The sequence below is a fragment of the Paracoccus sp. DMF-8 genome (assembly GCF_029309835.1).
In the GTDB taxonomy this organism is placed as follows: Bacteria; Pseudomonadota; Alphaproteobacteria; order Rhodobacterales; family Rhodobacteraceae; genus Paracoccus.
Genome location: NZ_JARJHL010000017.1, coordinates 327569 through 350152, shown reverse-complemented (window position 1 = coordinate 350152; position 22584 = coordinate 327569). Strand labels below are relative to the sequence as shown.

The following is a 22584-nucleotide window of genomic DNA, read 5'->3' as shown; positions in this document are numbered from 1 at the left end:
TCCTTTCGATCAGAGTTGAGAAGGGGTTGTGCGGGCCGCATTGGGGTGCCCCGCCGGGGGCATCCCCAGTTTCGGGCCCAGTTTCTGGCCCAGGTCCGGGGGCGTGCTGCCCGCGATTTTTTCCCGCCGTTTCAGTTTCTTGATGACGACGGGACAGGTCGTTTCGGATTGATACAGAACCTGACAATGCAGGCAGTTGATGCATTCGTTAGGGTTGATCTCTCCGGTCGGGTGGATGGATTGCACCGGGCATTGATGCGCGCAGGTCTGACAGGGATTGCCGCATTCGTGATAGCGTTTCAGCCAGTCGAACATCCGCAGCCGCGCCGGGATCGCCAGCGCCGCGCCAAGCGGGCACAGGTAGCGGCAATAGAACCGTTCGACGAACAGCCCGGCGATCAGCAGCGCGGCGGCATAGGCCACGAATGGCCGGGCGCGCATGAATTTCAGGATGATGGCGGTCTTGAACGGCTCGACCTCGGCCAGACGCTCGGCCTGTTCGATACTGGCCAGCGACACCCCGAACAGCCCCAGAAAGATCATGTATTTGATCGGCCACAGCCGTTCATGCAGCCCCCATGGCAGGGTCCATTGCGGGATCCGCAGCTTGCGCGCGATCTGGTTCGTCAGTTCCTGAAGCGCGCCAAACGGGCACAGCCAGCCGCAATAGGCCCCGCGTCCCCAGAACAGCAGCGCGGCGGCGACGGCGAACCACAGGATGAAGGTCAGCGGATCCAGCAGGAACGCCTGCCAGCTGAAGCCGGTCATCACGCTGCCGAACAGGGCCATCAGGTTGACGACCGACAGTTGCGCATTGGCATACCAGCCAAGGAAAACCAGCGTGACCGTCAGGAAGCCCATGCGAAAGATGTAGAAGCGGCGTTCATTGCGGACGGCAAAGCCCTGAAAGAAAAAGGTGCCGGTCAGCACCGCCAGCATGGCGGCCAGCGCGATGATTTCCGCCCTTGCGCCCCGCCAGATCCGTTTCCACAGATCGGATTGCGCCTGCGCCTCGTCCCTGTCGGCGATCCGGGCGGTTTCCGGCGCCGCCGGGGGCGGGGTCAGCGCGCGCAGATATTGCGGCGGCAGTTGGTAGCCCAGATCAAAGGTCTGGAATGCCTTGTCCACCGGCCCAAGCGCGCGCTGCACCAAAAGCTGGATGCGAAACGGTCTGGTCGCATCAAAGCCCAGATCGGCGGGGATGCGGAACAGGTCCATTTCGGTGAACTCCGGCGCGCCATCGGCGGTGATGGCGTTGATCCGGCGATGGTCGCGGTCGCGGAAACGCACCGAAACATCGTCCTGGATCAGCACGATCCGGTCAAAGATGCCGCCGCGCACATAGCCCGATCCCTTGAAGCTGTAGAGGCCGCGCCCAAGTATGGCGATGGCGTGATCGCCGTCCTGCAGCCAGCTTTGCAGGTTGCCGTTCGCCGCATCGCCCAACAGCGCGCCGCCGATCGCGGGCACGGACACCAGCGCCGCCTGCATTTCGATGAAGGTGGTTGCAGGGGCCTCGGTCAGGGGGCGTTCGGCGGAACGCGGGTCCGGGTTGGCGGCAAAGGCGGCATTGACCTGCCCGACATCCAGCGACAGGCGGCGCAGGGTGCCGTCGCCCTCCATCTCGGACCAGTCGGCGGGAAGGGGGGCGTCCATGTCGATGGCGAATTCCGGCCCGGCGGTGGCCGCCTCGGGTGCAAGCCCCCCCAGACCCGAGGGTGCGCGCCACCTTCAACCCCGAGCGGATGATGGAATCGTCGATCACCATCACCGTCACGGTCGCGCCCGAGATGATATCGACCTCGTGCCCGGTGCCGCCCGCCTGTGCCTCGGCGACCAGATCAAGGCCCAGATAGCCGTCGACCATGGCCTGTATCTTCGCCTCGGGGATGCCGATCAGGACGATGGGTTCGGAATGCTTGACCAACCGGATGCCCGCGATCCTGCCGTCCTTGTCGATGGCGACCAGCGTATGGATGGGCTTGCCGGAATAGCCGGTGGTGCCGACGAAATCCGAGGTGACAAAGGCCCATGCCACGGTTTCGCCACCTTTCAGGACAGGGGCGACTGCCAGATCGGGCCGGATGGGGCCAAAGGCATCGGCGCTGGCGACCAGATCCGCAGCGATCTGGTCGGGCAGCAGCTTTTCCAGCACGGTTTGCGCCGCCGCAGGCATGGCCAGCAGCATCAGAACGGCCAGAAAGGCGGCAAAACGGCGAAGGAGGGGGATATGGATCATCATGCGCTGGCTGCCTGAAATGAAGGGGATGGTGGCGCGCGGGTGGGCGGGGTCCGGCGATCCGGTCCCCCTGCGGTCAGGTCATGGCGCGGCCGGGGCGCGTCTGCGCGATGGATCGGGCGCGGGGCCACGACTTCGGCTGACCCGGCCAGCACCGGCGCGGGCATGGCGCAAAGCGTGCAATCGCGGCAGTCACCGGCGGGCGGGTGTTCATTGCCATCCGCATCCACCCAGATCGTGGTGACCTGCTGCTCATGGCAGATCACCACCGCCGTCAACGGCCCGGAAAACGGCATCGCGGCCCGCATCTGGCCAGCCATCAGCAGGCTCAGCACCGCAAGCAACGCAAGGGCCATGTAAAGCCGGAAAGGAGGCGCGTATCGGGTCATCATGGGCAAGGGATATGGCCGGAGGGGTGGGGCTTCTTTGCGCCGGGACAAACAGCAAGCGCATTCAAGGCGGCGGGACGGGGGGCGGCGGGACGATTGGGGCGAGGCTGTGCGAAAACCATGATTTCGGGTGAGATATCCGTTTCCGGTCGGGCCGGGCGCGGATCGGCAAGGGGGACATGCGGTGCCGGCGTCAACTGGCCTCATCCAGCAGATGCCGCGCCCATTTGCCCGCGGCCCATGCCGCAGGGATGCCCAGCACCCCCGACGCCATCAGCGCATCGACGGGCGCGATCGCGGTAAAGCCAAAGGCCTGCATGAGCAGCCCCAGCATGAACAGATTGATGGCCACCGCCGCCGCCGCAAAGACATACAGCAGCAGCGCCAGACGCAGGACCGTCCATTGCGGCGCGGATCGCGGGTTCTCGTGATCATCCATTGCAAGACCCATCCGACATGACCGGGTCGGGTTAGAATGGGCGAAATGCGATATCCTTGACTTTGGTTAAGGAGAGTTCCGCCCCAAAGACGCAAGCCGGTTCCATCGCCAACAGCTTCGGGAGACCCTCGCCATGCGCGAAGTCCTGACGAAGAGCATGGCCCGGAACATCTTTTACGGCGGGTCCCTGTTTTTCATCCTTATTTTCATCGGCCTGTTCGCTCACGGCCATTGGTATATCGTCAATGTCTCGACCGATCATGCCGGGGCTCACCGACAGCGGTCGCAGCGCGGCAAGCATGTCTGGGAGAAGAATGCCTGCGTGAATTGCCATTCGATCCTGGGCGAAGGCGCCTATTTCGCCCCGGAGGTCGGCAATGTGATGACCCGTTGGGGCGTCCAGGACGACCCCGAGACGGCATTCGAAACGCTCAAGGGCTGGATGGAGGCGCAGCCGTCGGGTGTCGAGGGCCGTCGCCAGATGCCGCAATTCCACCTGTCCGACGAAGACATTCAGGGGCTGTCGGATTTCCTGTTGTGGACCGGCAAGCATCAACACCCAGGGCTGGCCGCCCAATGACGCCGGCTGAGTGGGGGGAGACAGAATCATGAAATACAAATCCCAAAATATCGCGCTGGCCTATATTCTGGTCGCGCTGGCCCTGTTCGCCGTTCAGGTGACGATGGGGATCGTGCTGGGTTACATCTATGTCCAGCCGAATTTCCTGTCCGAGGTGCTGCCGTTTCCGGTCGGCGCGGATGCTGCACACCAATTCGCTGATCGTCTGGCTGCTGACCGGCTTTTTCGGGGCCGCCTATTTCCTGATCCCCGAAGAGGCCGAACGCGAAATCCATTCGGTCAAGGCCGCCTATATCCAGCTTGCCATTCTGGTGATCGGGACCGCGGGCGTGGTCGTCACCTATCTGTTCAACCTGTTCGAAGGCAATTTCCTGCTGGGCCGCGAGGGGCGCGAGTTTCTGGAACAGCCGAAATGGGTCAAGGCCGGAATCGTCGTCGCCGCGCTGATTTTCCTGTGGAACGTGACGATGACCGTCGCCAAGGGGCGCAAGACGGTGATTTCCTCGATCCTGCTGCTCGGGCTTTGGGGTCTGGCGCTGCTGTTCCTGTTTTCCTTCTACAACCCCGACAACCTGGCGCTGGACAAGCAATATTGGTGGAACGTCGTCCACCTGTGGGTCGAAGGCGTGTGGGAGCTGATCATGGCCTCGATCCTTGGCTTCCTGATGCTGAAGCTGACGGGCGTGGACCGCGAGGTCGTGGAGAAATGGCTGTATGTCATCGTCGCCACGGCGCTGTTTTCGGGGATCCTCGGCACCGGCCACCACTATTTCTGGATCGGGATGCCCGCCTATTGGCAGTGGATCGGTTCCATCTTCTCGTCCTTCGAGATGGTGCCCTTCTTTGCGATGATGGCCTTCGCCTTCGTCATGGTCTGGAAGGGCCGCCGCGACCATCCGAACAAGGCGGCGCTGCTGTGGTCGCTTGGCTGTTCGGTTCTGGCCTTCTTTGGCGCGGGTGTCTGGGGGTTCCTGCATACGCTGCACGGGGTGAACTATTACACCCACGGCACGCAGGTCACCGCTGCCCACGGTCACCTTGCCTTTTACGGGGCCTATGTCTGCGTCAATATCGCGCTGTTCACCTATGCGCTGCCGATCCTGCGCCAGCGCGATCCCTATAATCAGGTGCTGAACATGGCGGCCTTCTGGCTGATGTCGGCGGGGATGGTCTTCATGACCTTTGTGCTGACCTTTGCCGGCACGATCCAGACCCATCTGCAGCGCGTCATGGGCCAGTATTACATGGAGGTGCAGGACCAGATCGCGCTGTTTTTCTGGATGCGGCTGGGGTCCGGCGTGGCGGTGGTGATCGGCACCTATCTGTTGATCTACGCGCTGCTGGTGCCGCGCAAGCGCCGAAGTGATCGAACGGCCGGCGCGGTCGTCAAACACGCAGCGGAGTAATCTGATGGACGGAAATCCGAAACTGGCGGTAGAGGGGCAGGCGCCCTTCTACTTGGCGCAGGGCGACGAATGCGATGTCTTTGCCGCCGCCTGTGCCAGCAACCTGCCGCTTTTGCTGAAAGGTCCGACGGGCTGCGGCAAGACGCGCTTTGTCGCCCATATGGCCGCGCGTCTTGGCCGTCCGCTTTATACGGTCGCCTGTCACGACGACCTGTCGGCGGCGGATCTGATCGGGCGCTATCTGCTCAAGGGCGGTGAGACGGTCTGGGTCGATGGCCCGCTGACCCGCGCCGTGCGCCAGGGCGCGATCTGTTACCTTGACGAGGTGGTCGAGGCGCGCAAGGACGTGGCCGTGGTCCTGCACCCGCTGACCGATGACCGCCGCATCCTGCCCATCGACCGCACGGGCGAGGAGTTGCAGGCCGCGCCCGGCTTCATGCTGGTGGCCAGCTACAACCCCGGCTATCAGAATATCCTGAAAACGCTGAAACCCTCGACCCGCCAGCGGTTCCTGTCGGTCGAATTCACCTTTCCCGCCGCCGCCCATGAAACCGAGGTGGTCGCCCGCGAAAGCGGGCTGGACGCCGGGATCGGGTGGCGCTGCTGGTGCGACTTGCGGGCAAGTTGCGCGGGCTGAAAGGGCAGGATCTGGAAGAAGGCGTCTCGACCCGGCTGGTGGTCTATGCGGCGACCTTGATTCAGGGCGGGATGGATATGAACCGCGCCATCCGCGCCGCGATGATCGAACCCCTGACCGATGATCCCGACACCCGTCAGGGGCTGATGGATCTGGTCGTTGCGGTGGTGGGGTAAGGATCGTGGCGCATCTCGACATCACCCCCTGGGAGCCCGAGGAAACGGTTGGCAAGATCTGGCACCGGCTGGCCGCCCGGATGGACCCGCCGCAACGCTTTGCCGATCAGGCCGCTGACCGCTTCGACGACGATGCGTGGCCGGATCGCGGTCCTGTTTCGCGGTCTAGGCGGCGACCATGATGTCGAGCTGAAGCCGGTGGCGGATGAAACCTCGCGCCACCGGATTTCATGGCGGCGCTGGCTGGCCTTTGATGCCGAAGCCATCGCCCGCAGCCAGCTTCGACGGCGACGCACTGCGCCTGCCGCTGGAAATCGCGGTATTTCCCGAACGCGCGGATAATGAAGCGCTGTATCTGTGGCTGGCTGCGGCGGCGGCACATGCCCCGCGCGTCCCGGTTGAAACCGATCCGTTGCGCGCCGATCTGGCCGCGATCCGTGCGGGCGTCGCGATGACCCGCGCGACGCTGGAGGCCGCGCCCGGTCTGCGCCGGATCTGGGCGCGGCTGGCGCGGGCGCATCTGGACCTGCGCCAGCGTCCCGCCCTGCGCGGCACCGAGGCGCGGGTCGAGGCCCTGGTGCGCCACATGCTGGGCGCCCGCGACGCGCCCGCGCCCGACCTGCTGCGCGACCATGAAAACCCGCCCGCGCATTGGGTCGCGCCCCGCGGCTATCGCCCGTTTCTGCCGGTGCCGCTCTGGCCCGATCTGCGCGCGCTGGCCCGCGGCAATCCGACCGAGGTCGCGACCCTGCCCACCGATGGCACGCCCGAGGAATCGGGTGACAGCACCGCGCGCAAGGCCCGCCGGATGAAGGCCGATCAGGTCGCGCGCAAGGACAGCCTGATCCTTTACAAATTCGAGGCGATGCTGACCTGGGCCGAGATGATGAACATCAACCGCCGGGTCGAGGATGACGATCTGGACAACGCCAGAAAAGCCGCCGAGGATCACGAGGAAATCGTGCTGGGCCAGCTTGCCAAGGCGCCCGCGACCAAGCTGAAGCTGCATCTGGACCTTGCGCCCGAAGACGTGGACCGCGAACGCATCGCCGGGGTTTCGACCTATCCGGAATGGGATGCGCGGGCGAATGCTCGGCTGCCCGATCATTGCCGGGTGCTGGCCACGCCGACAACGCCCGCGCCGGATTAGGCGGGCGTCACCGGCCCCGCCGCGCGCAGGCGCATCCGCGCCGTGAAACGCCAGTTCGAGGCGCTGCGCCCCGCCAAGGCGATCCGGCACGCCCAGCCCGATGGCGAGGAGCTGGATCTGGACGCCGCCCTGCGATCCGTCGCCGATCTGCGCGCCACGGGCCGGGGATCGGACCGGATCTGGCAGCAGGCGCGGCCCGAGAACCGCGATCTGGCGGTGTCGATCCTGATGGATGTCTCGCGCTCGACCGAAAGCGCGGTGACGGGCCGCGCGGTCATCGACATCGCGCGCGAGGCGCTGACCGCGCTGGCATGGGGGCTGGATGCCTGCGGCGACCGCTTTGCCATTCAGGGCTTTTCCTCGCTGAAGCGCGACCGGGTCTGGATCCATGACTGCAAGGGTTTCGACGAAGCGATGACCCCGGATATCGAGGCGCGCATCCATGCCCTGCGGCCCGGTTTCTATACCCGGCTCGGGGCCGCGATCCGCCATGCGTCGAAGGGGCTGGCACGCGAGGGCCGCTCGCGCCGCCTGCTGATCGTCATCACCGATGGCAAGCCGAACGATCTGGACCATTACGAAGGCCGCCACGGGATCGAGGACAGCGCCATGGCCGTGCGCGAGGCCCGCCGCGCCGGTCACGCGGTATTCGGCATCACCATCGACCGCGATTCGCAAAGCTGGTTCCCGCGCATCTTTGGTCAGGGCGGCTTTCAGGTGATCCGCGAACCCGACCGGCTGATTACCGCCTTGCCCGAAATCTACCGGCAACTGGTGATGTGATGCGTGTCGAGGACCTGCCCGGCGAATTGATCCTGTGGATCCTGATCCTGTCCGAACTGGCGGTGTTCATGGCCGGGGTCACGGTCATGGTGGTTCTGGGGCTGATGGACCCCGCCGGGTTTTCGGCGGCTCAGGCGCAGCTTGACGGCAGGATGGCGGCGCTGAACACGCTGGTTCTGGTGACCTCGGGGCTGTTTGCCGCGCAGGCCGAACGCGCGGCGCGGGCCGGCCGACGGGCGCAGGCCCGGCGCGGGCTGTTGCTGGCGGTCCTGGGCGGGGTGGTTTTCCTGATCGTCAAGGGCGTCGAATATGGCCGCGACATCAGGGCCGGGCTGGGCATCGACAGTCATCCGTTCTTTACGTTCTACTATCTGCTCAGCGGTTTTCACGCGGCCCATGTCGTCGCGGGCGTGGCGGTTCTGGCGCTGGTCGCGATCCACGCCCGCCCCGAGCCGGTGCAGGCGGGCGCGATGTTCTGGCATATGGTGGATCTGGTCTGGGTGCTGATCCTGCCCGCCGTCTGGCTGATCTGGTGAGCGGCATGGACCAGTTGACGAAAACATGGGTCCTGCTGATCGCCCTGACGCTGGCGACCGCCACGCTGGCCGGGGTGGATGGCCGGGCGGCGGTCGCGGGATCCTGCTGCTGTCGTTTCTGAAGGCGCGGCTGATTCTGGGACGCTTTTTGCATCTGGCCACAGCGCCGGGCTGGCTGGTCGCCTTTACGGTGCCGATTGCGATCTGGCTGTTGCTGATCGGCGGGGCCTATGTGCTGGTTATCAGATAGCGCGGCCAAGACAGCCGGTCGCATCGTCATGCGCCAGCCCATGCAGCGCCGAAACCGAGGCGATGCTGGCGCTGGCCTGATGCACATTGACCCCGAAATGACGCAGGCGCGCAAAGGCACGGCTGAGGCTTTCGGGTTTCATGCCCAACCGGCCCGCGATCAGCGCCTTGTCATAGGGCAGGTTCACGGTCGCGCTTTCGGCCCCCTCGGGGCACAGTTCCAGCAGGAATTCGGCCACCCGCTGCGCGCCAGGGCGGGCCTTCAACTGCTCGATCTGTTCGACCAGCCCCTGCAGATGCAGGAATGTGGCCGACAGAACCGAAATCGCGGTTTCGGGATGGGCGTGCAGGATATCCAGAAAGGCCAGCGCCGGAATCGCCAGCAGCTCGGCGTTGGTCGTGGCCTCGGCCGAGACGGGATAGGCGGCCCGGCGCAGCGCGATCGGTTCGCCAAAGCTCTGGCCGCGGGTCATCACGCCCACCACGGCCTCGGTCCCGTTGGGGGCGATGCGATACAGTTTGACCCAGCCTTCGGTCACGATATGGATCGCATGGGCCGTATCGCCGTGGTGAAACAGGGTCTGCCCGCGCCGCAGCTTTTTCAGATGCGCGGCGTCAAGCAACCTGTCCGCGACATCGCCCGGCAGGGTTGCAAACAGCCGCGACTGGCAGGCGATCCGGCGGTGAAGCGGGGTCAGGGACTGGTGCATGGTCATCGGCCTTTCTCTGGCGGACATGGGCATCGGTCGCACCGATGCGGCCGGGTCTTTTCAGCATGACGGGCGGCAGGTCGTGCCGCCCGGCCAGATGTCATCGCGGTCTGTCCCGCGCGAAGGCGCGTCACTGGACCTGAGCGATTTCCGCGTCCAGCCGTTCGCGCGCCTTTTTCGGCATCTTGGCGGTCTGCGCCGCTTCGAGGTTCGCGGGGGCATCGCCGACCTGGATCAGCGCGACCATGCCCATGGCGAAATGCGGGGTGCATTTCACGCCGTAAAGGCCGATTTCGTTGACGGTCAGGGTGTATTCGTCGTTGATCTTGCTTTTGAAGGCCTCGACGCCTTCGGGCAGGATATCCGCGATGAATTCGACGTTGTGGCTTTTGTCGGTGGGGATGAAACGGATGGTGTCGCCCGGTTCGGCCCTGACAAAGGCAGGTTCGAACACCATCACCCCCGCTTCGCCCTTGTTCAGCATATGGACTTCGTGTTCGGCGGCAAAACCTGTCCCGGTCAGCGCGAGGACAAGGGCGGGGGCGGCAAGAAGGGTGGCAAATTTCACATCAGATCTCCGGTCATGCGGATCGTTGCGTCGATCCGTTGCGCAAAGATCTAGGCCGGTTTCGCAGGCCCGACTTTGCGAAATCGCAAACAGCGGGCGCTTCTTTGGCGGCGGGCAGGCGGCGGTCAGTCGTCCGGATCGGCGATCCGGGCCGAGGGCCTCGGCATCGGTGACGGTCAGCTTCGCCGCCCGCCTTCGACCAGACCCATCGCCTGCCATGCGGACAAAAGCCGCGATACGGTGTGCAGGGTGGTGCCGGTCATTTCGGCGATGTCCTGACGGGTGATCGGAAAGTCGATCAACGTGCCGGATTGTTCGATCCGGCCCGCCTTTCCGGCCAGTCGCAAAACGGCATGGGCGACCCGGCGCTCGACCTCTTGCGTGGACATTTCGCGCAGCCGGGTATGGGCTTCGTCAAGGCGCTGACCGATGGTCTGCATCGCGTTGATGGCCAGCCGGGGGTTGTTTTCCACGACCGCGTCCCAATCGGCCATCGGCCATGAAATGACCAGCGATTCCACCGCCGCCTTGGCCGTGCCGGGATAATCGTCCCGAGCAAGGGCGCGGGCAAATCCGAAAAGATCGCCCGGATGGACCACCCGCACCATCACCTGCTGGCCGTCGGGCGTGACCTGACTGACCTTCAGCCGGCCATGCAGCAGCAGGTAGAACGCCACCGCCTCGGCGCCCTGTTCAAAGACGGTATTGCCCTGCAGGATGCGCAGGGGCGTGGCACGCATCATCAGGCGCGTCAGCGCCGCCGGTTCCATCTGCCGGAACAGCGGAAGATTTCTGACCACTGAAATGTCGATCGCCACGTTTTGTGCCTTCACTCGGATCCTTTCCTTGGGTGCCGCAAAGACGGGACGAAAGCAAAGCCAGATATGCGGTCGGCGTCGGTTCTTTCTGGCTTGATCGTTCGGGACGGGGCGGGACAGGGCGGGGGACGGGGCGGGTGTCAGCCGATCTCTCGGATCAGGCGAAAGCCCAGATTGGCCGGAGGCACGCCGACCGAACAGCCGCCGGACTTGGGGTCGCGCACGAAATCGGTGATGGCGGCGCGGTGCAGCCCTTCGGCGATATAGATGCCGCAACTGTCGCTTTCGCGCAGGATGCGGTCCTGATCGTCCAGCTCTCCGCGACGCAGGCAGGTCGATGTCCATTCCCAGACCGCGCCGCCGATATCGCGCACGCCAAGCGAGTTCACATTCAGGCTGCCGACCGGGCGGATCTGGCGGTCCAGATCGCGGGCGCGGGCCGATTCGACGGCATATTCCGCCAGCCACAGCCTTGCCGGATTGCCCGGATCCGCCTGAACCCCTAGCGCGTCGTCGCGAAACAGTTCCGCCGCCGCATGGGCCCATTCGACATCCGTCGGCAGGCGCCGAGGACTGGCCGGTCCTGGCGGACAGCCATGCGGCATAGGCCTGCGCGTCATACCAGTTGACGCCGGTGACCGGCAGGTCGGGATCGTCGGTCGCATGTCCGGGCCGGGTGCAGGCGCCGGCGGCGACGCAATCCAGCCATTCGCGGTTGCTGACGCGCATGGTCATGATCTCGACCGGCCTGTCGATGGACACGACGGCCCTTGGCGCGTCGACGGGATAGCCGTTGCGCTGCCAGTCGCCATCCAGCCGGTGGGTAAAGGGCGCCGGTTCCAGCCGCACCACGGCGGGCCGGTCCTGCGGCGCGTCCCTGTCCGGCGGCATGAGATGCGTGGCGCCAAGGGCCGCCAGCCCCGCAGTGAGCAGAACCGGAGTGATAAGCTGATGCATCGCAGGCTTCCTTGCTGTCGCGGGCCCGCCACGGGGCAGCGGCGGGCAGGGGCGGATTTCAGGCGCGGGTCAACTGCCGCTGATCGGGCTGGGCGGCAGGACCTGCATCATCAGGTCGTTGTTCCATTCGCCTTCGACGACGACATGGGCGGCGGCGCCAAGTTCGAATGCCTCGATCAGATTGTGGTTCACATAGGCGTAAACGCCGGGCTGTTCGAAGGTATAGACCATCAGGCCAGCGGTGCCGCCGGGGATGAACCACGTCTCAAGCCCGACCTCGGGCGGGTTGTTGAACTTGCCGGTCGCCCACACATAGTCGCCATGCCCGCCGATCAAATGCGGCCGCGTGTCGCGGTTGGCCTGCGCATGGACGAAGGCCACGGTTTCGCCGACATTCGCCTTCATCGCATTGTCGCCGGTCAGCGCGCCCACGGCGCCGTTGAACACCACATGGGTCGGCGTCAGGCTGCGCATCACGGCCAGCGTGTCTTCGTAGCTTTCGCCGGGGCTGGCATAGTCGATCCAGTTGCCATCCGCATCACGCGGCACATAGAAATCCTGTTCGCCGATGTAATAGACCTTGTCATAGGTCACCGGCTCGCCCTCGCGGCCTTTCAGGCCGTCGCGCGGCAGGACCATGATCGCGCCGTTCATCCCGGAAACCACATGCCATGCGACCATGCCCGGAGGGGCGCAGTGATAGACGAAGACGCCCGGTTTCGTCGCTTTCCAGCGCAGCACGCATTTCTCGCCCGGATTGACCTGCGTCAGGCTGCCGCCGCCAAGCGCCCCGGTCGAACTGTGAAAGTCGATGTTGTGCATCAGCTCGTTGCTCGAAGGGTTGATCAGCGTCAGTTCGACATAATCGCCTTCATGCACCACCATCAGCGGTCCCGGCACCGTGCCGTTGAAGGTCGAGGCCCAGCAGGTCGCGCCGCTGCTGTCCAGCGTGATCTTTTTCTCGATGATCTCCATCTCGAATTCGACGACCACGGGGCCGCCCGTCGCCACCTGTTCGTGTTGATGGACATAGGGCGGATCGACCAGCTTCACCTTGACCCGCGGCAGGCTGGCGATGTCGGCGGCGGCTGCCGGGGTCAGCACGTCTTTCGCTTCGGCAGCGGCCCGGCGGACCTGCGTCATGGCCCCGGCAATCGCGGCGCCCGCAAGAATGGTGCGGCGGCTGACAGAAAGTGTCGTCATGGCTGGCTCCTTTGGCTCATGTCTCTGTTTTCTTGCCGGATCTGTTTCCGGTGCCCAGACTATGAGCCAGTCGGGCGGCGCCTTCGTTGTGCCGGAGCAACCTTGACCAGCCGATTTGCCGTTTTGCTTGCTGCAGCGCAAAGAGCAGCGATTTTTCACCTGTAGCTGTGACGGAAAACAGCCTGACACGAAAAGGGATCGCACCATGACCGAATCAAAACGCCCCCGTATCCCGCGCGGTCTGAAACAGGATGGCGCCGCGATCTGGTCCTATGGTTTCCGGCCGTTTTTCCTTGGCGGCGCGATCTGGGCGCTGCTGACCATGGCGCTGTGGATCGCGGCCCTTGCGCAGGGCCTGTCCCTGGGCGGCGATCTGGGCGCGCCGCTGTGGCACGCGCATGAAATGGTGTTCGGCTTTGCCCCGGCCGTGCTGGCCGGGTTCCTGCTGACCGCGATTCCGAACTGGACCGGCAGCCTGCCCGTTTCGGGCGGGCCGCTGATCGGTCTGGTCATGCTGTGGGTCGTGGGGCGGGTGGCGATGACCTGTGCCGGGATCACGGGGCCGTGGCTGGCCGCCGGCCTTGACCTGCTGTTCCTGCCGGTTCTGCTGGCGATCTGCGGGCGCGAGATCCTGACCGGCCGCAAATGGAACGACCTGAAGGTTCTGGCCGGGGTCACGGCGATCATGCTGGGCAATTTCGGGTTTCACATTTCGGTTCTGGCGGGGGGCGATCCACAGCTTTGGTTGCGGGCGGCGGTGGCGGGATATGTCCTGCTGGTGCTGATCATCGGCGGGCGCATCATTCCCAGCTTTACCCGCAACTGGCTGAACCAGCACGGCGCCACGCGCTTTCCGGTGGCCTATAACCGGTTCGACATGGGCGTGATCGCGGTGTCGGCGCTGGCGCTGGCCTTCTGGGCGCTGCGACCGGAGCTGCGGCTGATCGCGGTGCCCGCGCTGCTGGCGGCGGGGCTGAACACGGCGCGGCTGATCCGCTGGCGCGGCGTCCTGGTCCGGGCCGAATGGCTGCTGCTGGTGCTGCACCTGTCCTATGGCTTTGTGCCGCTTGGCTTTCTGGCGATCGCGCTGGCGGCCTTCGGGGTGATTGCCCCGGTGTCGTCGCTGCATGTGCTGACGGTCGGGGTGATCGCGACCATGATGCTGGCGGTGATGACCCGTGCGACGCGCGGGCATACGGGCAGGCCGCTGGCGGCGTCGCGCTGGACGGTGGCATCCTACCTGTGCCTGTTCGCCGCCGCCCTGTCGCGCCCGCTGGCCGATCTGGTTCAGGCCCCCGTCCTGATCGAGGCCTCGGGCCTGTTCTGGATGCTGGGCTTTGGCCTGTTCGTGGTGGAATACGGCCCGATGTTGCTGCGGGCCCGGCGCAAGCCCATGGCCTGACGGCCACCTGACGACCTCCTGATGGCGGGCAGGGCCGCGTCTGCCGTCAGGGTCGCGGGCGCGGGGACTCCATCCGGTCGGGTGACCAGGGCGGGTCCCATGTCAGCGTGACGGCGACCTCGCGGATGCCCGGAACGGCCCGCAGCGCTGTTTCGACTCCCATGCGCAGAAACCCGGCCAGCGGGCAGCCGGGCGTCGTCGTGGTCATGGTGACAAGCGCGCGATCCCGATCCAGACGCAGATCATAGATCATGCCCATCGCAATCAGGTCATGCCCGGTTTCGGGATCGACCACAGCGCGCAGCGCCTGCCGCAGGTCCTGAAGCTGCGGGTCAGCCATCGGAAACGCCTGCCCGCACCATCAGGCGATAGCTTTGGCCGTCGCTGGCGAAATTTCCCGCCCATTCATGGCCGCGCTGCGCCAGTTCGGGAAACAGGAACATCGGTTCACGGTCCAGCAGCGCAAACAGCACCTCACCGGGCGACAGCAGGGTGATCTCCTCCAGGATCCGGACCATCGGCTCTGGCGGCTCCAGCCCGGTCAGGTCCAGATCGCGCACCGGATCGGGCCAGAGACCGGCGCCCGGCGCGGAACCCGGCGCCATCCCGGCATCCGCCAGCCCATCGCCCAGAGGGGTAAACGTGACCTCCCACACGCCATCGTCGCGCCGCCGGTCGGCGCAGTCGAAGCCGCGATTGGCCATGACGTTGAACAGCGGCGCGGGCCGGAACAGGGCCAGCAACCGGAGCGGCTGGCCGGGGGCCAGCGCCTCGACCGCGGCCATGATGGCGCCGAAAGGTTCCTCGCCACGCTGCAGGATCGGGCGGGCGTCAAGCTCATAGGGGTCGGGTCGGGTCATGGTCATGGCTCTGCAACAGAAAGAGGGTGAACGGAGGGGCGGATGATCGGCGGCAGGCAGGGCGGACGATCCGCGACGGGCAGGTGCCACAGCTTGCGGATCGCCACCAGTTCGCGGGCGATGGCGGCAGCGGCCAGAAAAAGCCCGGCCAGCGCCAGCCGAAAGGCGATATGCGACCCGAACAGCAGCGACGCCACGCCCAGCCCGGTCGAGGCCGACCACAGCGCCAGCGCACGGCTGGCCGTCACGCGGTCGCTGATCTGCTGCACCACGGGCACCTTGCGGCGTCCGATCAGCGGCGCAAACACCTGTATCCATGTCAGGAAACTGGTGATCCGGATCAGTTGCGACAGCGTCAGCGTCGACAGCCAGCCCACCAGCGCGGCAAAGACCGCCGCCTCGGCCATCCGCCCGCCCTGCCATTGCGCAAGGGGCAGCAGGGCGGCGGACAGCCCCAGAAAGACCAGCGCGACACGGCTCCACGCCATGTTGGGTTCCAGCGCGGGGCGGCGGCGGTTGCGCCAGAGCCTGCGGATATCGTCCAGATAAAGCCCGCACAAAGCCAGCGCAGGCAGCGACAGGGCCAGCCTTATCGGGGCTGCAAACGCACCGGACAGCGCGACGGCAAGGGCGGCCAGCATCAGCACCGCGCAAACTGCCGCCAGCCCGCCCACCCAACGGCGCTGCCAGCCCGCCGTTTCGGGTGCCAGCAGAAACATCGCAAACAGCTTGTAGCTGACGCCAAAGGCCGCGAATGACAGAAAGGCGCCGATCCCGAACAGCATGTGCAAGGGCAGCATCTGCGCCAGATCGACGGTCAGGCTGGCGCCGCCAAGCGTCAGGACCATCGCGCCGCCGGTGGTCCACAGCCCGGCCAGCCCGGCCAGCGCGATCAGCACCATCCGCACCTCGATCAGGTGCAGGTTCGCCTTGCGGGCCAGCGAGGGCAGGATCATCACCGCCACCAGGGCAAAACCGCAGCCCAGAACCAGCGGCGCGATCCGGAACAGGACCTGCATGCCCGTATGGCCATCCAGGCCAAGAAAGCCCGCCGACAGCGCAAGGGTTCCCGCGCCCGTGGCCAGCAGGGCGGGCAGCGCCAGCGCCGGGCGCGGCAGGGGGTATGCGGTCAGCACCGGGACGAATTGCACCAATGCCCCCAGCATGACCTGCGCCAGCCAGCCAAGCGTGAACAGATGCACGACCGCCAGCGCCTGCGGTCTGGCCCAGTCTCCGGGGCCAAGGTCGCAGACAAAGGCCAGCACCAGCGCCAGCAGCAAAAAGATCACGGCGCTGCCGAACCAGCCGAGCGTCCAGGGTGAAAGAGATTTTCCCGGCATGCGCGTCCCTTGGAAATGATCCGCCCAGAATACACGATGGCGGCGGGCTTTCCTTGCTCCGGCTCAAACAGCGCCCGTCATTGCGGCGTTGAAAATGGCAATGCCGGTTTGGGATCATCGGGCGTCGCCCTGCCGGCACGGGCCGGGGCATCGCCGCCGCAGGGGCGCGGGGGTCGTGCGTCGGCTTTACCCGTTAGCAAGCGGCGCTGCGGGCTGGCGTGCCCCGCTGGAATAATCCTGACGCGGGCGACGGATCTGGTTCGGGCCGGGCATGGCCGCGTCAAAGACGGCGCGCGCCACCGGGACCAGATCGGGATGGGCGATCCATGTGCCGTCATGGCCCAGTTCGACCTCGCGCAGCTTGTCGGCGCGGACCTGCGCCAGCGCGGCGTCATGGGCGGCCGGGTTGCCGGGAACCGGGATCGCGGCCGACATGCCGCCCATCGCATGAATGCCGCGCCGGTGGCAGACCTTGACCAGCCGCGCCGCATAGGTCGCCAGGAAGGCGCGGTCCATCGTGATCTCTGCCCGGTCGGGCAGGACATAGGCGCCGTGATTGCGCAGGGTCTTGATATAGCTGAAGATATAATCCCAACGGCCACAATTCAGCCCGGCGATATGGTCGCGCAATTCCCAGATGATTTCGTCCATTTCAAAGGCGGCGGGCAGGGTTTCGATCAGCACGGTCGCCTTGATCGTGCCGGGGGCAAGGCCGACCTGTTCCTGCGCGAACAGAAAGATGTCGTTCCACAGACGCGCCTCGCGGTGGCTTTCCAGCTTGGGCAGGTAATAGAACGGCCCGCGCCCGGATGCCGCCAGCGCGCGGCCGTTGTGAAAGATCGACAGGCCGAAATCGAACAGCGCCGCCGACACCGGCTGACCGCCCATGATGACATTCGATTCGACCATATGCAGCCCGCGTGGACGCAGGATCAGCAGCGCGGGATTCGGCCCAAGCCGATAGCTGCGCCCGGTTTTCGCATCGTCATGGGTCAGCGTGCCATCGCGGTAGTCCAGCATATTGGCGTGGCCCGCGATGATATTGGCGAATGTCGGCGCGGTCGCGTCCTCGAAATCGGCCATGAAGACGTTGGCGCCGGAATTCAGCGCATTGATCATCATCTTGCGGTCGACCGGGCCGGTGATCTCGACCCGGCGGTCCAGCAGGGCGGTGGGCACGGGCGCGGCCTGCCAGATGCCGCGACGGATGGCACGGGTTTCGGGCAGGTAATCGGGCAACTCGCCGCGATCAAAGCGTTCCTGCCGGCGCTGGCGGGCGACCATCAGGCTGTGCAGGCGCAGGCCGAACCGGGCCTGAAGCTGGCCGACAAAGGCCAGCGCCCCGGCGGTCAGGACGTGATCGGCGCCCGCGACGGCGCGCAGGACGACGGGGGGCTGGATGGCGGGCGGCAGAACGGCGGGGGCAGAATGATCGAGGGGCATGACAAGCTCCGGTGATTCCGTGTATTGTCAGATTAGTAATGTCACTGTTCATGCGCAGTATTGATCTGAAATAAAGGGGTTTTCCTGTCACTTCTGTCATGTGACATCCGGGTAACCTGTAACTTTTGTAAGATGGGCGACCGGGATGGCAGCGCGGACGGAAAAGCTGATCATCGGCCAGAGGCTGCGCGTGCTGCGCCAGTCACTGGGGCTGACGCAGGCGCAGATGGCGGCGGAATTGCAGGTCTCGCCCAGCTATATCACGCTGATCGAATCCGATCAGCGCCCGGCCTCGGCGCGGCTGCTGATGCGGCTGGCCGAAGTCTATGACCTGAACATCGCGGAACTCGCGCCCTCGGCCGATGCGCAGCTTTCGGCGGATTTCGCATCCGTGCTGAAGGACCCGGCGCTGGAGACGGGCAGCCTGCCCCGCGCGGAAATCGAGGCCGTGCTGCAATCCTCGCCGCGAATCGCCGCGGCTTTCGTGCGGCTGCATGACCGCTATCGTCAGGCGCTGTCGCTGCCGCAGTCCGATGCCAACCCGATGACCGACCGCGACAAGGTCGAGGCGCTGGCCGAAACCTCGCGCCCGGTCGAACGTGTCCGGGCCTGGTTCTATGCGCGCGGCAACCATGTCGATGCGCTGGACCGCGCCGCCGAATCGCTGGCGGGCGAACTGGCGCTGCATCGCAACGAACCCCATGTCGCGCTGAGCGCCCGGCTTGGCGCGCATGGCATCCATGTCCGCATCCTGCCCGCGCCGGTGATGGGCGACCAGTTGCGCCGCCTTGACCAGCATCGCAAGGAACTTTTGCTGTCCGAATTGCTGGGTCAGCCAAGCCGCCGGTTCCAGATCGGGGTCTTGCTGGCCCGGCTGGAGGCAGAGGAGACCATGGCCGCGCTGGTGCAGGATGCGGCGCTGGACGATCCGGCGGCGGTCAGCCTGATGCGGGTCAGCCTGGCCAATTACTTTGCCGCCGCGCTGCTGATGCCTTACGCGCGCTTTCTGGCCGCCTGCGAAAGCACGCGCTATGACGTCGAACTGCTCAGCCACCGTTTCGGCACCAGTTTCGAACAGACCGCGCATCGCATGTCGACGCTGCAACGAACCGATGCGCGGGGAATTCCGTTCTTTTTCGTGCGGGTGGACCGGGCGGGGAATATCTCGAAACGTTTCAGCGCGGGGCGGTTTCCGTTTTCGCGCTTTGGCGGGACCTGTCCGCTGTGGAACATTCACGCCGCTTTCGAGACCCCCGACCAGATCCAGACGCAGGTCATCCGCATGCCCGAAGGCGCCAGCTATTTCTCGATCACGCGGACGGTGCGGCGGGCGGGGGGCAGCCACGGCGCGCCCGCACAGCGGCTGGCGATCGGGCTGGGCTGCGATGTCGCCTATGCGCCGCGCCTGATCTATGCCGACGGGATCGACCTTGACCGCACCCGGCCCGTCGATATCGGCCTGAACTGCTATCTGTGCGAACGCCGCAACTGCGCCGCCCGCGCCCATGCCCCGATCAACCGGCGGCTGGCGGTCAACGAACGCGAACGCAGCCTTGCCATCTTTCGGTTCGAGGAAGGCTAGGCATCCGGCGCCGGTTTCCGGGCATTTGCGTTTCCGGGCGGTCGGGGATGGGTATCGGCTGAACGGTCTGCCCGCCGATCCGCGCCGGTGGTTAGCTGCGCCCTCCGGTCGGGTTGGCGACGACCAGCAGCCAGATCAGATACAGCCCGCCCGCGAAACCCGTCATCACCCCGATGGGCAGGACCAGATCGAAGGGCGCCCTCTGGCTGCTCAGATCGGCGATCAGCAGCAGCACGGCCCCGGTCAGCGCGCCCGAAACCAGCGGTGGGGCGGGGGCGCGGGTCAGACGGCGCGCGATCTGGGGACCGGCCAGCGCGATAAAGGCGATCGGCCCCGCGCTGGCTGTCGCGACCGATGTCAGCCCCACCGCCGCCAGCACAAGGATCAGCCGCGTCCGGCCGATGCGCAGGCCAAGCTGGCGGGCCATTTCCTCGCCCAGTTCCAGCATGTGCAGGCGGCGGGCGTTCAGGACGATCATCGGCGCAAAAACCGCAAGCCCGGTCAGGGCGGGCCAGACATGCGACCAGCTTCGGGCGTTCAGCGAACCGGCCAGCCAGATCTGCGCCGACATCGCCCGGTCCAGATTGCCCATCACCATGATCATGTTGTTGATGCCGGTCAGGATCGCGCCGATGCCGATGCCGACCAGAATCAGCCGATAGCCGCCGCCCTGAACGCCGCGCCGCGACAGCAGCAGGACGACGCAGGCCGTGACCAGCCCCGACAGGATCGCGGCCATCGCGACGTGAAAGGCGCCCGCGTTGAACAGGATGATCTGGGCAATCGCGCCGGTCGCCGCGCCGGTGGTGAAACCGATGATATCCGGCGAGCCAAGCGCATTTCGCGACAGCGACTGAAACACCGCCCCCGCCATGCCAAGCGCCGCGCCGACCATCGCCGCGGTCAGCACGCGGGGCAGGCGGATGCGTTGCAGCACCCGCGTCACGATGGGGTCATCGGCATGGCCGGTCAGGCCCGCGACGACCTGTGCGGGCGACAGGGGCAGGCTGCCGGTCCCCAGCAGCATCACCGCGATCAGCCCGCCCACCGCGATCAGGATCAGGCAGACAAGCACCACCCTTGGCCTGAACAGCAACGAGGCGCGGCCCGCGCGGAAAACCCTGACCCCGGCGCCGATCATAGCCGGGCCAGCCGGAAGCGGCGCACGACATGGATAAAGAACGGCCCGCCCAGCACGGCGGCGACAATGCCCGCCGCGATTTCATTCGGGGTGGCGACGACGCGGCCGATGATATCGGCGGCCAGCAGCACGGCCCCCGCGAACAGCGCCGACAGCGGCAGGACGTGGCGATTGTCGGGGCCGGTGATCGCCCGCGCCGCATGGGGCGCGACCAGACCGACAAAGCCGATCGGCCCGGCGGCGGCGGTCGCAGAGCCGGCAAGGACCATCACCGCCAGACAGGACAGCGCCCAGATCCGCCCGGGCCTGACCCCCAGTGCCCGCCCGGCATCATGGCCAAGCGCCATCGCATTCAGTCCCGGCGCCAGCAGGAATGCCAGTGCCGCACCCGCCGCAAGGGTCAGGGTCATCGTCAGCGCGACCGTCTGGCCGCGCCCCTCCAACGCGCCGGAACCCCAGTTGCGGAACAGGTCCAGCACCTCCAGCCCCGAATTCAGCACGACCAGACTGGCGGCCGCGCCCAGCAGGACGGAGATGCCCGCCCCCGCCAGCACCAGCCGCACCGGATCGGTGCCGCTTTCATGCGCGCGCCCCAGCACGAAGACCGCAGCCCCCGCCAGACCCGCGCCCAGAAAACCGAACCAGACATAACCGGCCATATCCGTCAGCCCGAAGGCCGAGGCGCCCAGAACCACGGCAATCGCCGCGCCGGAATTGACGCCCAGCAGGCCCGGCTCTGCCAGCGGGTTGCGGGTGACGGCCTGCATGATCGCCCCGGCCAGCCCAAGCGCCGCCCCGGCGGTGATCGCCAGCAGCGTGCGGGGCAGGCGCAACTGCCACAGGATCAGATGGGCGTCATTGGTTGCGTCGAAATCGGTCAGCCCGGTCAGGATCTGCGCGGGGGGAATGGTGCGCGACCCGATGGTCAGGCTGGCAAGGCCAAGCGCGACCAGCAGCGCCAGCCCCGCAAGATAGTGCCGGATCGCCGGGGCGGCCCGGCGCAGGACGGGCCTGCCCTCTGGCCGTGCTGAGCTCATTTCCCCAGATATTGCCGGACGGTTTCGATGATCTGCAGGCCGGAATAGTAATCCACCCGGAATGAGGTCAGGCCAAGCGGATAGACCTGACCGCTTTGCACGGCGGGCAGGTTGGCCAGCATGGGATCGGCCAGAAAGGTGCTGACCGTCTCATCGGTGCCGTTCAGCAGAAACACCGTTTCGCCCCGGATCGCAGCGGGCAGGTTTTCATAGGAAATGAAATCGAAATCGGCCGAGCGCGACACCTCGGTCGCCAGGTCATCGGGGATGGCAATGGTGTCAAAGCCAAGCGCCGCCATCACGCGGGCCTGTGCGCTGGTGGGTTTGCTGATGCCATAGGTGCCCGCGAAATTATAGGAAACGATGCTGATATGGCCCGCCGGATGGTTCAGCCTGGGCCGGGCGTCGGCGGCCTGTGCGGCGAAATCGGTGACCACGCGCGCGGCGTCGCTTTCATGCCCGGTCGCGGTGCCAAGGGTGCGGGCCAGATCCTCCCAGCCATGGGTCGAATAATCCAGCACGATCACCGGCACGTCCTGCGCCTGCAATTCGGCCAGATAGGGCAGCACGGTATCGCCCCCGACGGACGAGGCGACGACCAGGTCGGCATCCTGCACGATCAGCGATTCCATGTCGAAATTCAGGTTGTTATACAGAACCTGCACGCCGCGCTGATCGGCGACACCGGCCCATTGGTCGAAAAACCCCTTGTCGTCGGTCAAGGGCCCCGTCACCGCCGAGGCCGTCGCCGCAACAGGCGTATCAATCGCCAGCAGGATCCCGGTCAGGCTGGGCGATATCGAAACGATGCGTTGCGGCTGTTTTTCGATCACGATCTCGCCCGCCTCATGCGCGATGGTGCGGGGCCAGCCGTCATCTTGGGCAAAGCTCGTGGCGGGCAGCAGCAGGATCAGGGGGATCAGGCGTTTCAACATCGGT

The 22584-nt window shown here is 66.0% G+C and carries 22 protein-coding genes and 4 pseudogenes; 11 read left to right on the top strand and 15 right to left on the bottom strand.

The genetic code is table 11. The features are described 5' to 3' along the window. Positions 1-9: 9 nt before the first annotated feature. The 3 genes and pseudogenes from PE067_RS19760 to PE067_RS19750 all read right to left on the bottom strand — a co-directional run bounded on the left by PE067_RS19760 (position 10) and on the right by PE067_RS19750 (position 3067). A pseudogene (locus tag PE067_RS19760) lies at positions 10-2176 on the bottom strand (4Fe-4S binding protein). A 62-nt stretch (positions 2177-2238) separates the two neighbouring features. Then, positions 2239-2595: a DUF2946 family protein gene (locus tag PE067_RS19755; protein ID WP_276191447.1), complete on the bottom strand. Its 357-nt coding sequence runs from the start codon at positions 2593-2595 to the stop codon at positions 2239-2241. Positions 2596-2821: 226 nt separating this feature from the next. Beyond that, positions 2822-3067 (bottom strand): hypothetical protein, encoded by a 246-nt coding sequence (locus tag PE067_RS19750; protein WP_276191446.1) that lies wholly within the window; start codon positions 3065-3067, stop codon positions 2822-2824. Between the two features lie 133 nt (positions 3068-3200). On the opposite strand from PE067_RS19750, the pseudogene PE067_RS19745 reads away from it, so the two are divergent. The 8 genes and pseudogenes from PE067_RS19745 to PE067_RS19720 all read left to right on the top strand — a co-directional run bounded on the left by PE067_RS19745 (position 3201) and on the right by PE067_RS19720 (position 8585). After that, positions 3201-3657 (top strand): annotated as a pseudogene (locus PE067_RS19745) (cytochrome c). Between the two features lie 18 nt (positions 3658-3675). After that, positions 3676-5053, top strand: a pseudogene (locus tag PE067_RS19740) (cbb3-type cytochrome c oxidase subunit I). 4 nt (positions 5054-5057) lie between these two features. Next, positions 5058-5866 (top strand): annotated as a pseudogene (locus PE067_RS19735) (CbbQ/NirQ/NorQ/GpvN family protein). Positions 5867-5871: 5 nt separating this feature from the next. Beyond that, the gene (locus PE067_RS22035; RefSeq protein ID WP_346429737.1) at positions 5872-6048 is read left to right on the top strand and encodes a hypothetical protein; all 177 of its coding nucleotides are present in this window, start codon (positions 5872-5874) and stop codon (positions 6046-6048) included. A 71-nt stretch (positions 6049-6119) separates the two neighbouring features. Further along, positions 6120-7016 (top strand): hypothetical protein, encoded by an 897-nt coding sequence (locus tag PE067_RS22030; RefSeq protein ID WP_346429736.1) that lies wholly within the window; start codon positions 6120-6122, stop codon positions 7014-7016. Between the two features lie 42 nt (positions 7017-7058). Next, a complete protein-coding gene (locus PE067_RS22025; protein ID WP_346429735.1) occupies positions 7059-7799 on the top strand; it encodes a VWA domain-containing protein in 741 nt (246 codons plus the stop codon). Next, positions 7799-8335 (top strand): cytochrome c oxidase subunit 3, encoded by a 537-nt coding sequence (locus tag PE067_RS19725; protein WP_276191445.1) that lies wholly within the window; start codon positions 7799-7801, stop codon positions 8333-8335. The genes PE067_RS22025 and PE067_RS19725 overlap by 1 nt, the downstream gene beginning before the upstream one ends. 25 nt (positions 8336-8360) lie before the next feature. Beyond that, entirely contained in the window at positions 8361-8585 is a 225-nt protein-coding gene (locus PE067_RS19720; protein ID WP_276191444.1) for a cytochrome C oxidase subunit IV family protein, read from the top strand. Here the strand turns inward: PE067_RS19720 and PE067_RS19715 are convergent. From PE067_RS19715 to PE067_RS19700, 4 genes are all read right to left on the bottom strand, one after another. Further along, positions 8578-9300, bottom strand: coding sequence for a Crp/Fnr family transcriptional regulator (locus PE067_RS19715; protein ID WP_276191443.1), 723 nt, complete (start codon positions 9298-9300; stop codon positions 8578-8580). The genes PE067_RS19720 and PE067_RS19715 overlap by 8 nt on opposite strands. A gap of 124 nt (positions 9301-9424) precedes the next feature. After that, positions 9425-9778, bottom strand: a complete 354-nt coding sequence (locus tag PE067_RS19710; protein WP_276191607.1) for a pseudoazurin — start codon at positions 9776-9778, stop codon at positions 9425-9427. Positions 9779-10038: 260 nt separating this feature from the next. Further along, positions 10039-10695 (bottom strand): Crp/Fnr family transcriptional regulator, encoded by a 657-nt coding sequence (locus PE067_RS19705; RefSeq protein WP_276191442.1) that lies wholly within the window; start codon positions 10693-10695, stop codon positions 10039-10041. Positions 10696-10820: 125 nt separating this feature from the next. After that, positions 10821-11300, bottom strand: a complete 480-nt coding sequence (locus tag PE067_RS19700; protein WP_276191441.1) for an SUMF1/EgtB/PvdO family nonheme iron enzyme — start codon at positions 11298-11300, stop codon at positions 10821-10823. Positions 11301-11314: 14 nt separating this feature from the next. On the opposite strand from PE067_RS19700, the gene PE067_RS19695 reads away from it, so the two are divergent. Beyond that, positions 11315-11470 (top strand): hypothetical protein, encoded by a 156-nt coding sequence (locus tag PE067_RS19695; RefSeq protein WP_276191440.1) that lies wholly within the window; start codon positions 11315-11317, stop codon positions 11468-11470. A gap of 236 nt (positions 11471-11706) precedes the next feature. Here the strand turns inward: PE067_RS19695 and nirK are convergent, their stop codons facing one another. Beyond that, a complete protein-coding gene (gene nirK, locus PE067_RS19690) occupies positions 11707-12840 on the bottom strand; it encodes a copper-containing nitrite reductase (protein WP_276191439.1) in 1134 nt (377 codons plus the stop codon). A 205-nt stretch (positions 12841-13045) separates the two neighbouring features. On the opposite strand from nirK, the gene PE067_RS19685 reads away from it, so the two are divergent. Further along, positions 13046-14242: an NnrS family protein gene (locus PE067_RS19685; protein WP_276191438.1), complete on the top strand. Its 1197-nt coding sequence runs from the start codon at positions 13046-13048 to the stop codon at positions 14240-14242. Between the two features lie 46 nt (positions 14243-14288). Here the strand turns inward: PE067_RS19685 and PE067_RS19680 are convergent, their stop codons facing one another. From PE067_RS19680 to PE067_RS19665, 4 genes are all read right to left on the bottom strand, one after another. Continuing rightward, positions 14289-14582 (bottom strand): metal-sulfur cluster assembly factor, encoded by a 294-nt coding sequence (locus tag PE067_RS19680; protein WP_276191437.1) that lies wholly within the window; start codon positions 14580-14582, stop codon positions 14289-14291. Further along, positions 14575-15102 carry a DUF2249 domain-containing protein gene (locus tag PE067_RS19675; protein ID WP_276191436.1) on the bottom strand — a complete coding sequence of 176 codons (528 nt, stop codon included), beginning with the start codon at positions 15100-15102 and terminating at the stop codon, positions 14575-14577. Before PE067_RS19675 ends, PE067_RS19680 begins: the two co-directional genes overlap by 8 nt. A 2-nt stretch (positions 15103-15104) precedes the next feature. Beyond that, on the bottom strand, positions 15105-16442 hold the full coding sequence (locus tag PE067_RS19670; RefSeq protein WP_276191435.1) for a hypothetical protein: 1338 nt from the start codon (positions 16440-16442) through the stop codon (positions 15105-15107). A 186-nt stretch (positions 16443-16628) separates the two neighbouring features. Beyond that, complete coding sequence (locus PE067_RS19665; protein WP_276191434.1) at positions 16629-17885, bottom strand: malate synthase A; 1257 nt, start codon at positions 17883-17885, stop codon at positions 16629-16631. A gap of 145 nt (positions 17886-18030) precedes the next feature. Between PE067_RS19665 and PE067_RS19660 the strand changes: the two genes are divergently transcribed. Further along, positions 18031-19467 (top strand): helix-turn-helix transcriptional regulator, encoded by a 1437-nt coding sequence (locus tag PE067_RS19660; protein WP_276191433.1) that lies wholly within the window; start codon positions 18031-18033, stop codon positions 19465-19467. A gap of 91 nt (positions 19468-19558) precedes the next feature. On the opposite strand, the gene PE067_RS19655 is transcribed toward PE067_RS19660, so the two are convergent. From PE067_RS19655 to fepB, 3 genes are read right to left on the bottom strand one after another with little or no spacing between them, the layout of a single operon-like run. Beyond that, complete coding sequence (locus tag PE067_RS19655; RefSeq protein WP_276191432.1) at positions 19559-20608, bottom strand: iron chelate uptake ABC transporter family permease subunit; 1050 nt, start codon at positions 20606-20608, stop codon at positions 19559-19561. Beyond that, positions 20605-21645, bottom strand: coding sequence for an iron ABC transporter permease (locus PE067_RS19650; protein WP_276191431.1), 1041 nt, complete (start codon positions 21643-21645; stop codon positions 20605-20607). Before PE067_RS19650 ends, PE067_RS19655 begins: the two co-directional genes overlap by 4 nt. Then, positions 21642-22580, bottom strand: a complete 939-nt coding sequence (fepB, locus tag PE067_RS19645) for a Fe2+-enterobactin ABC transporter substrate-binding protein (protein WP_276191430.1) — start codon at positions 22578-22580, stop codon at positions 21642-21644. Before fepB ends, PE067_RS19650 begins: the two co-directional genes overlap by 4 nt. Positions 22581-22584 lie beyond the last annotated feature (4 nt).

Bases quoted from the DNA above. Each gene is read 5' to 3' on its own strand.
- PE067_RS19680 (WP_276191437.1), bottom strand. From the start codon at position 14,582: ATGGCTGACCCGCAGCTTCAGGACCTGCGGCAGGCGCTGCGCGCTGTG.
- PE067_RS19675 (WP_276191436.1), bottom strand. From the start codon at position 15,102: ATGACCCGACCCGACCCCTATGAGCTTGACGCCCGCCCGATCCTGCAG.
- PE067_RS19755 (WP_276191447.1), bottom strand. From the start codon at position 2,595: ATGGCCCTTGCGTTGCTTGCGGTGCTGAGCCTGCTGATGGCTGGCCAG.
- PE067_RS19650 (WP_276191431.1), bottom strand. From the start codon at position 21,645: ATGAGCTCAGCACGGCCAGAGGGCAGGCCCGTCCTGCGCCGGGCCGCC.
- PE067_RS19700 (WP_276191441.1), bottom strand. From the start codon at position 11,300: ATGACGCGCAGGCCTATGCCGCATGGCTGTCCGCCAGGACCGGCCAGT.
- PE067_RS19660 (WP_276191433.1), top strand. From the start codon at position 18,031: ATGGCAGCGCGGACGGAAAAGCTGATCATCGGCCAGAGGCTGCGCGTG.
- PE067_RS19725 (WP_276191445.1), top strand. From the start codon at position 7,799: ATGCGTGTCGAGGACCTGCCCGGCGAATTGATCCTGTGGATCCTGATC.
- PE067_RS19720 (WP_276191444.1), top strand. From the start codon at position 8,361: ATGGGTCCTGCTGATCGCCCTGACGCTGGCGACCGCCACGCTGGCCGG.
- fepB (WP_276191430.1), bottom strand. From the start codon at position 22,580: ATGTTGAAACGCCTGATCCCCCTGATCCTGCTGCTGCCCGCCACGAGC.
- PE067_RS22030 (WP_346429736.1), top strand. From the start codon at position 6,120: ATGCCGAAGCCATCGCCCGCAGCCAGCTTCGACGGCGACGCACTGCGC.
- PE067_RS19670 (WP_276191435.1), bottom strand. From the start codon at position 16,442: ATGCCGGGAAAATCTCTTTCACCCTGGACGCTCGGCTGGTTCGGCAGC.
- PE067_RS19655 (WP_276191432.1), bottom strand. From the start codon at position 20,608: ATGATCGGCGCCGGGGTCAGGGTTTTCCGCGCGGGCCGCGCCTCGTTG.
- PE067_RS19715 (WP_276191443.1), bottom strand. From the start codon at position 9,300: ATGACCATGCACCAGTCCCTGACCCCGCTTCACCGCCGGATCGCCTGC.
- nirK (WP_276191439.1), bottom strand. From the start codon at position 12,840: ATGACGACACTTTCTGTCAGCCGCCGCACCATTCTTGCGGGCGCCGCG.
- PE067_RS19750 (WP_276191446.1), bottom strand. From the start codon at position 3,067: ATGGATGATCACGAGAACCCGCGATCCGCGCCGCAATGGACGGTCCTG.
- PE067_RS19710 (WP_276191607.1), bottom strand. From the start codon at position 9,778: ATGCTGAACAAGGGCGAAGCGGGGGTGATGGTGTTCGAACCTGCCTTT.
- PE067_RS19685 (WP_276191438.1), top strand. From the start codon at position 13,046: ATGACCGAATCAAAACGCCCCCGTATCCCGCGCGGTCTGAAACAGGAT.
- PE067_RS19665 (WP_276191434.1), bottom strand. From the start codon at position 17,885: ATGCCCCTCGATCATTCTGCCCCCGCCGTTCTGCCGCCCGCCATCCAG.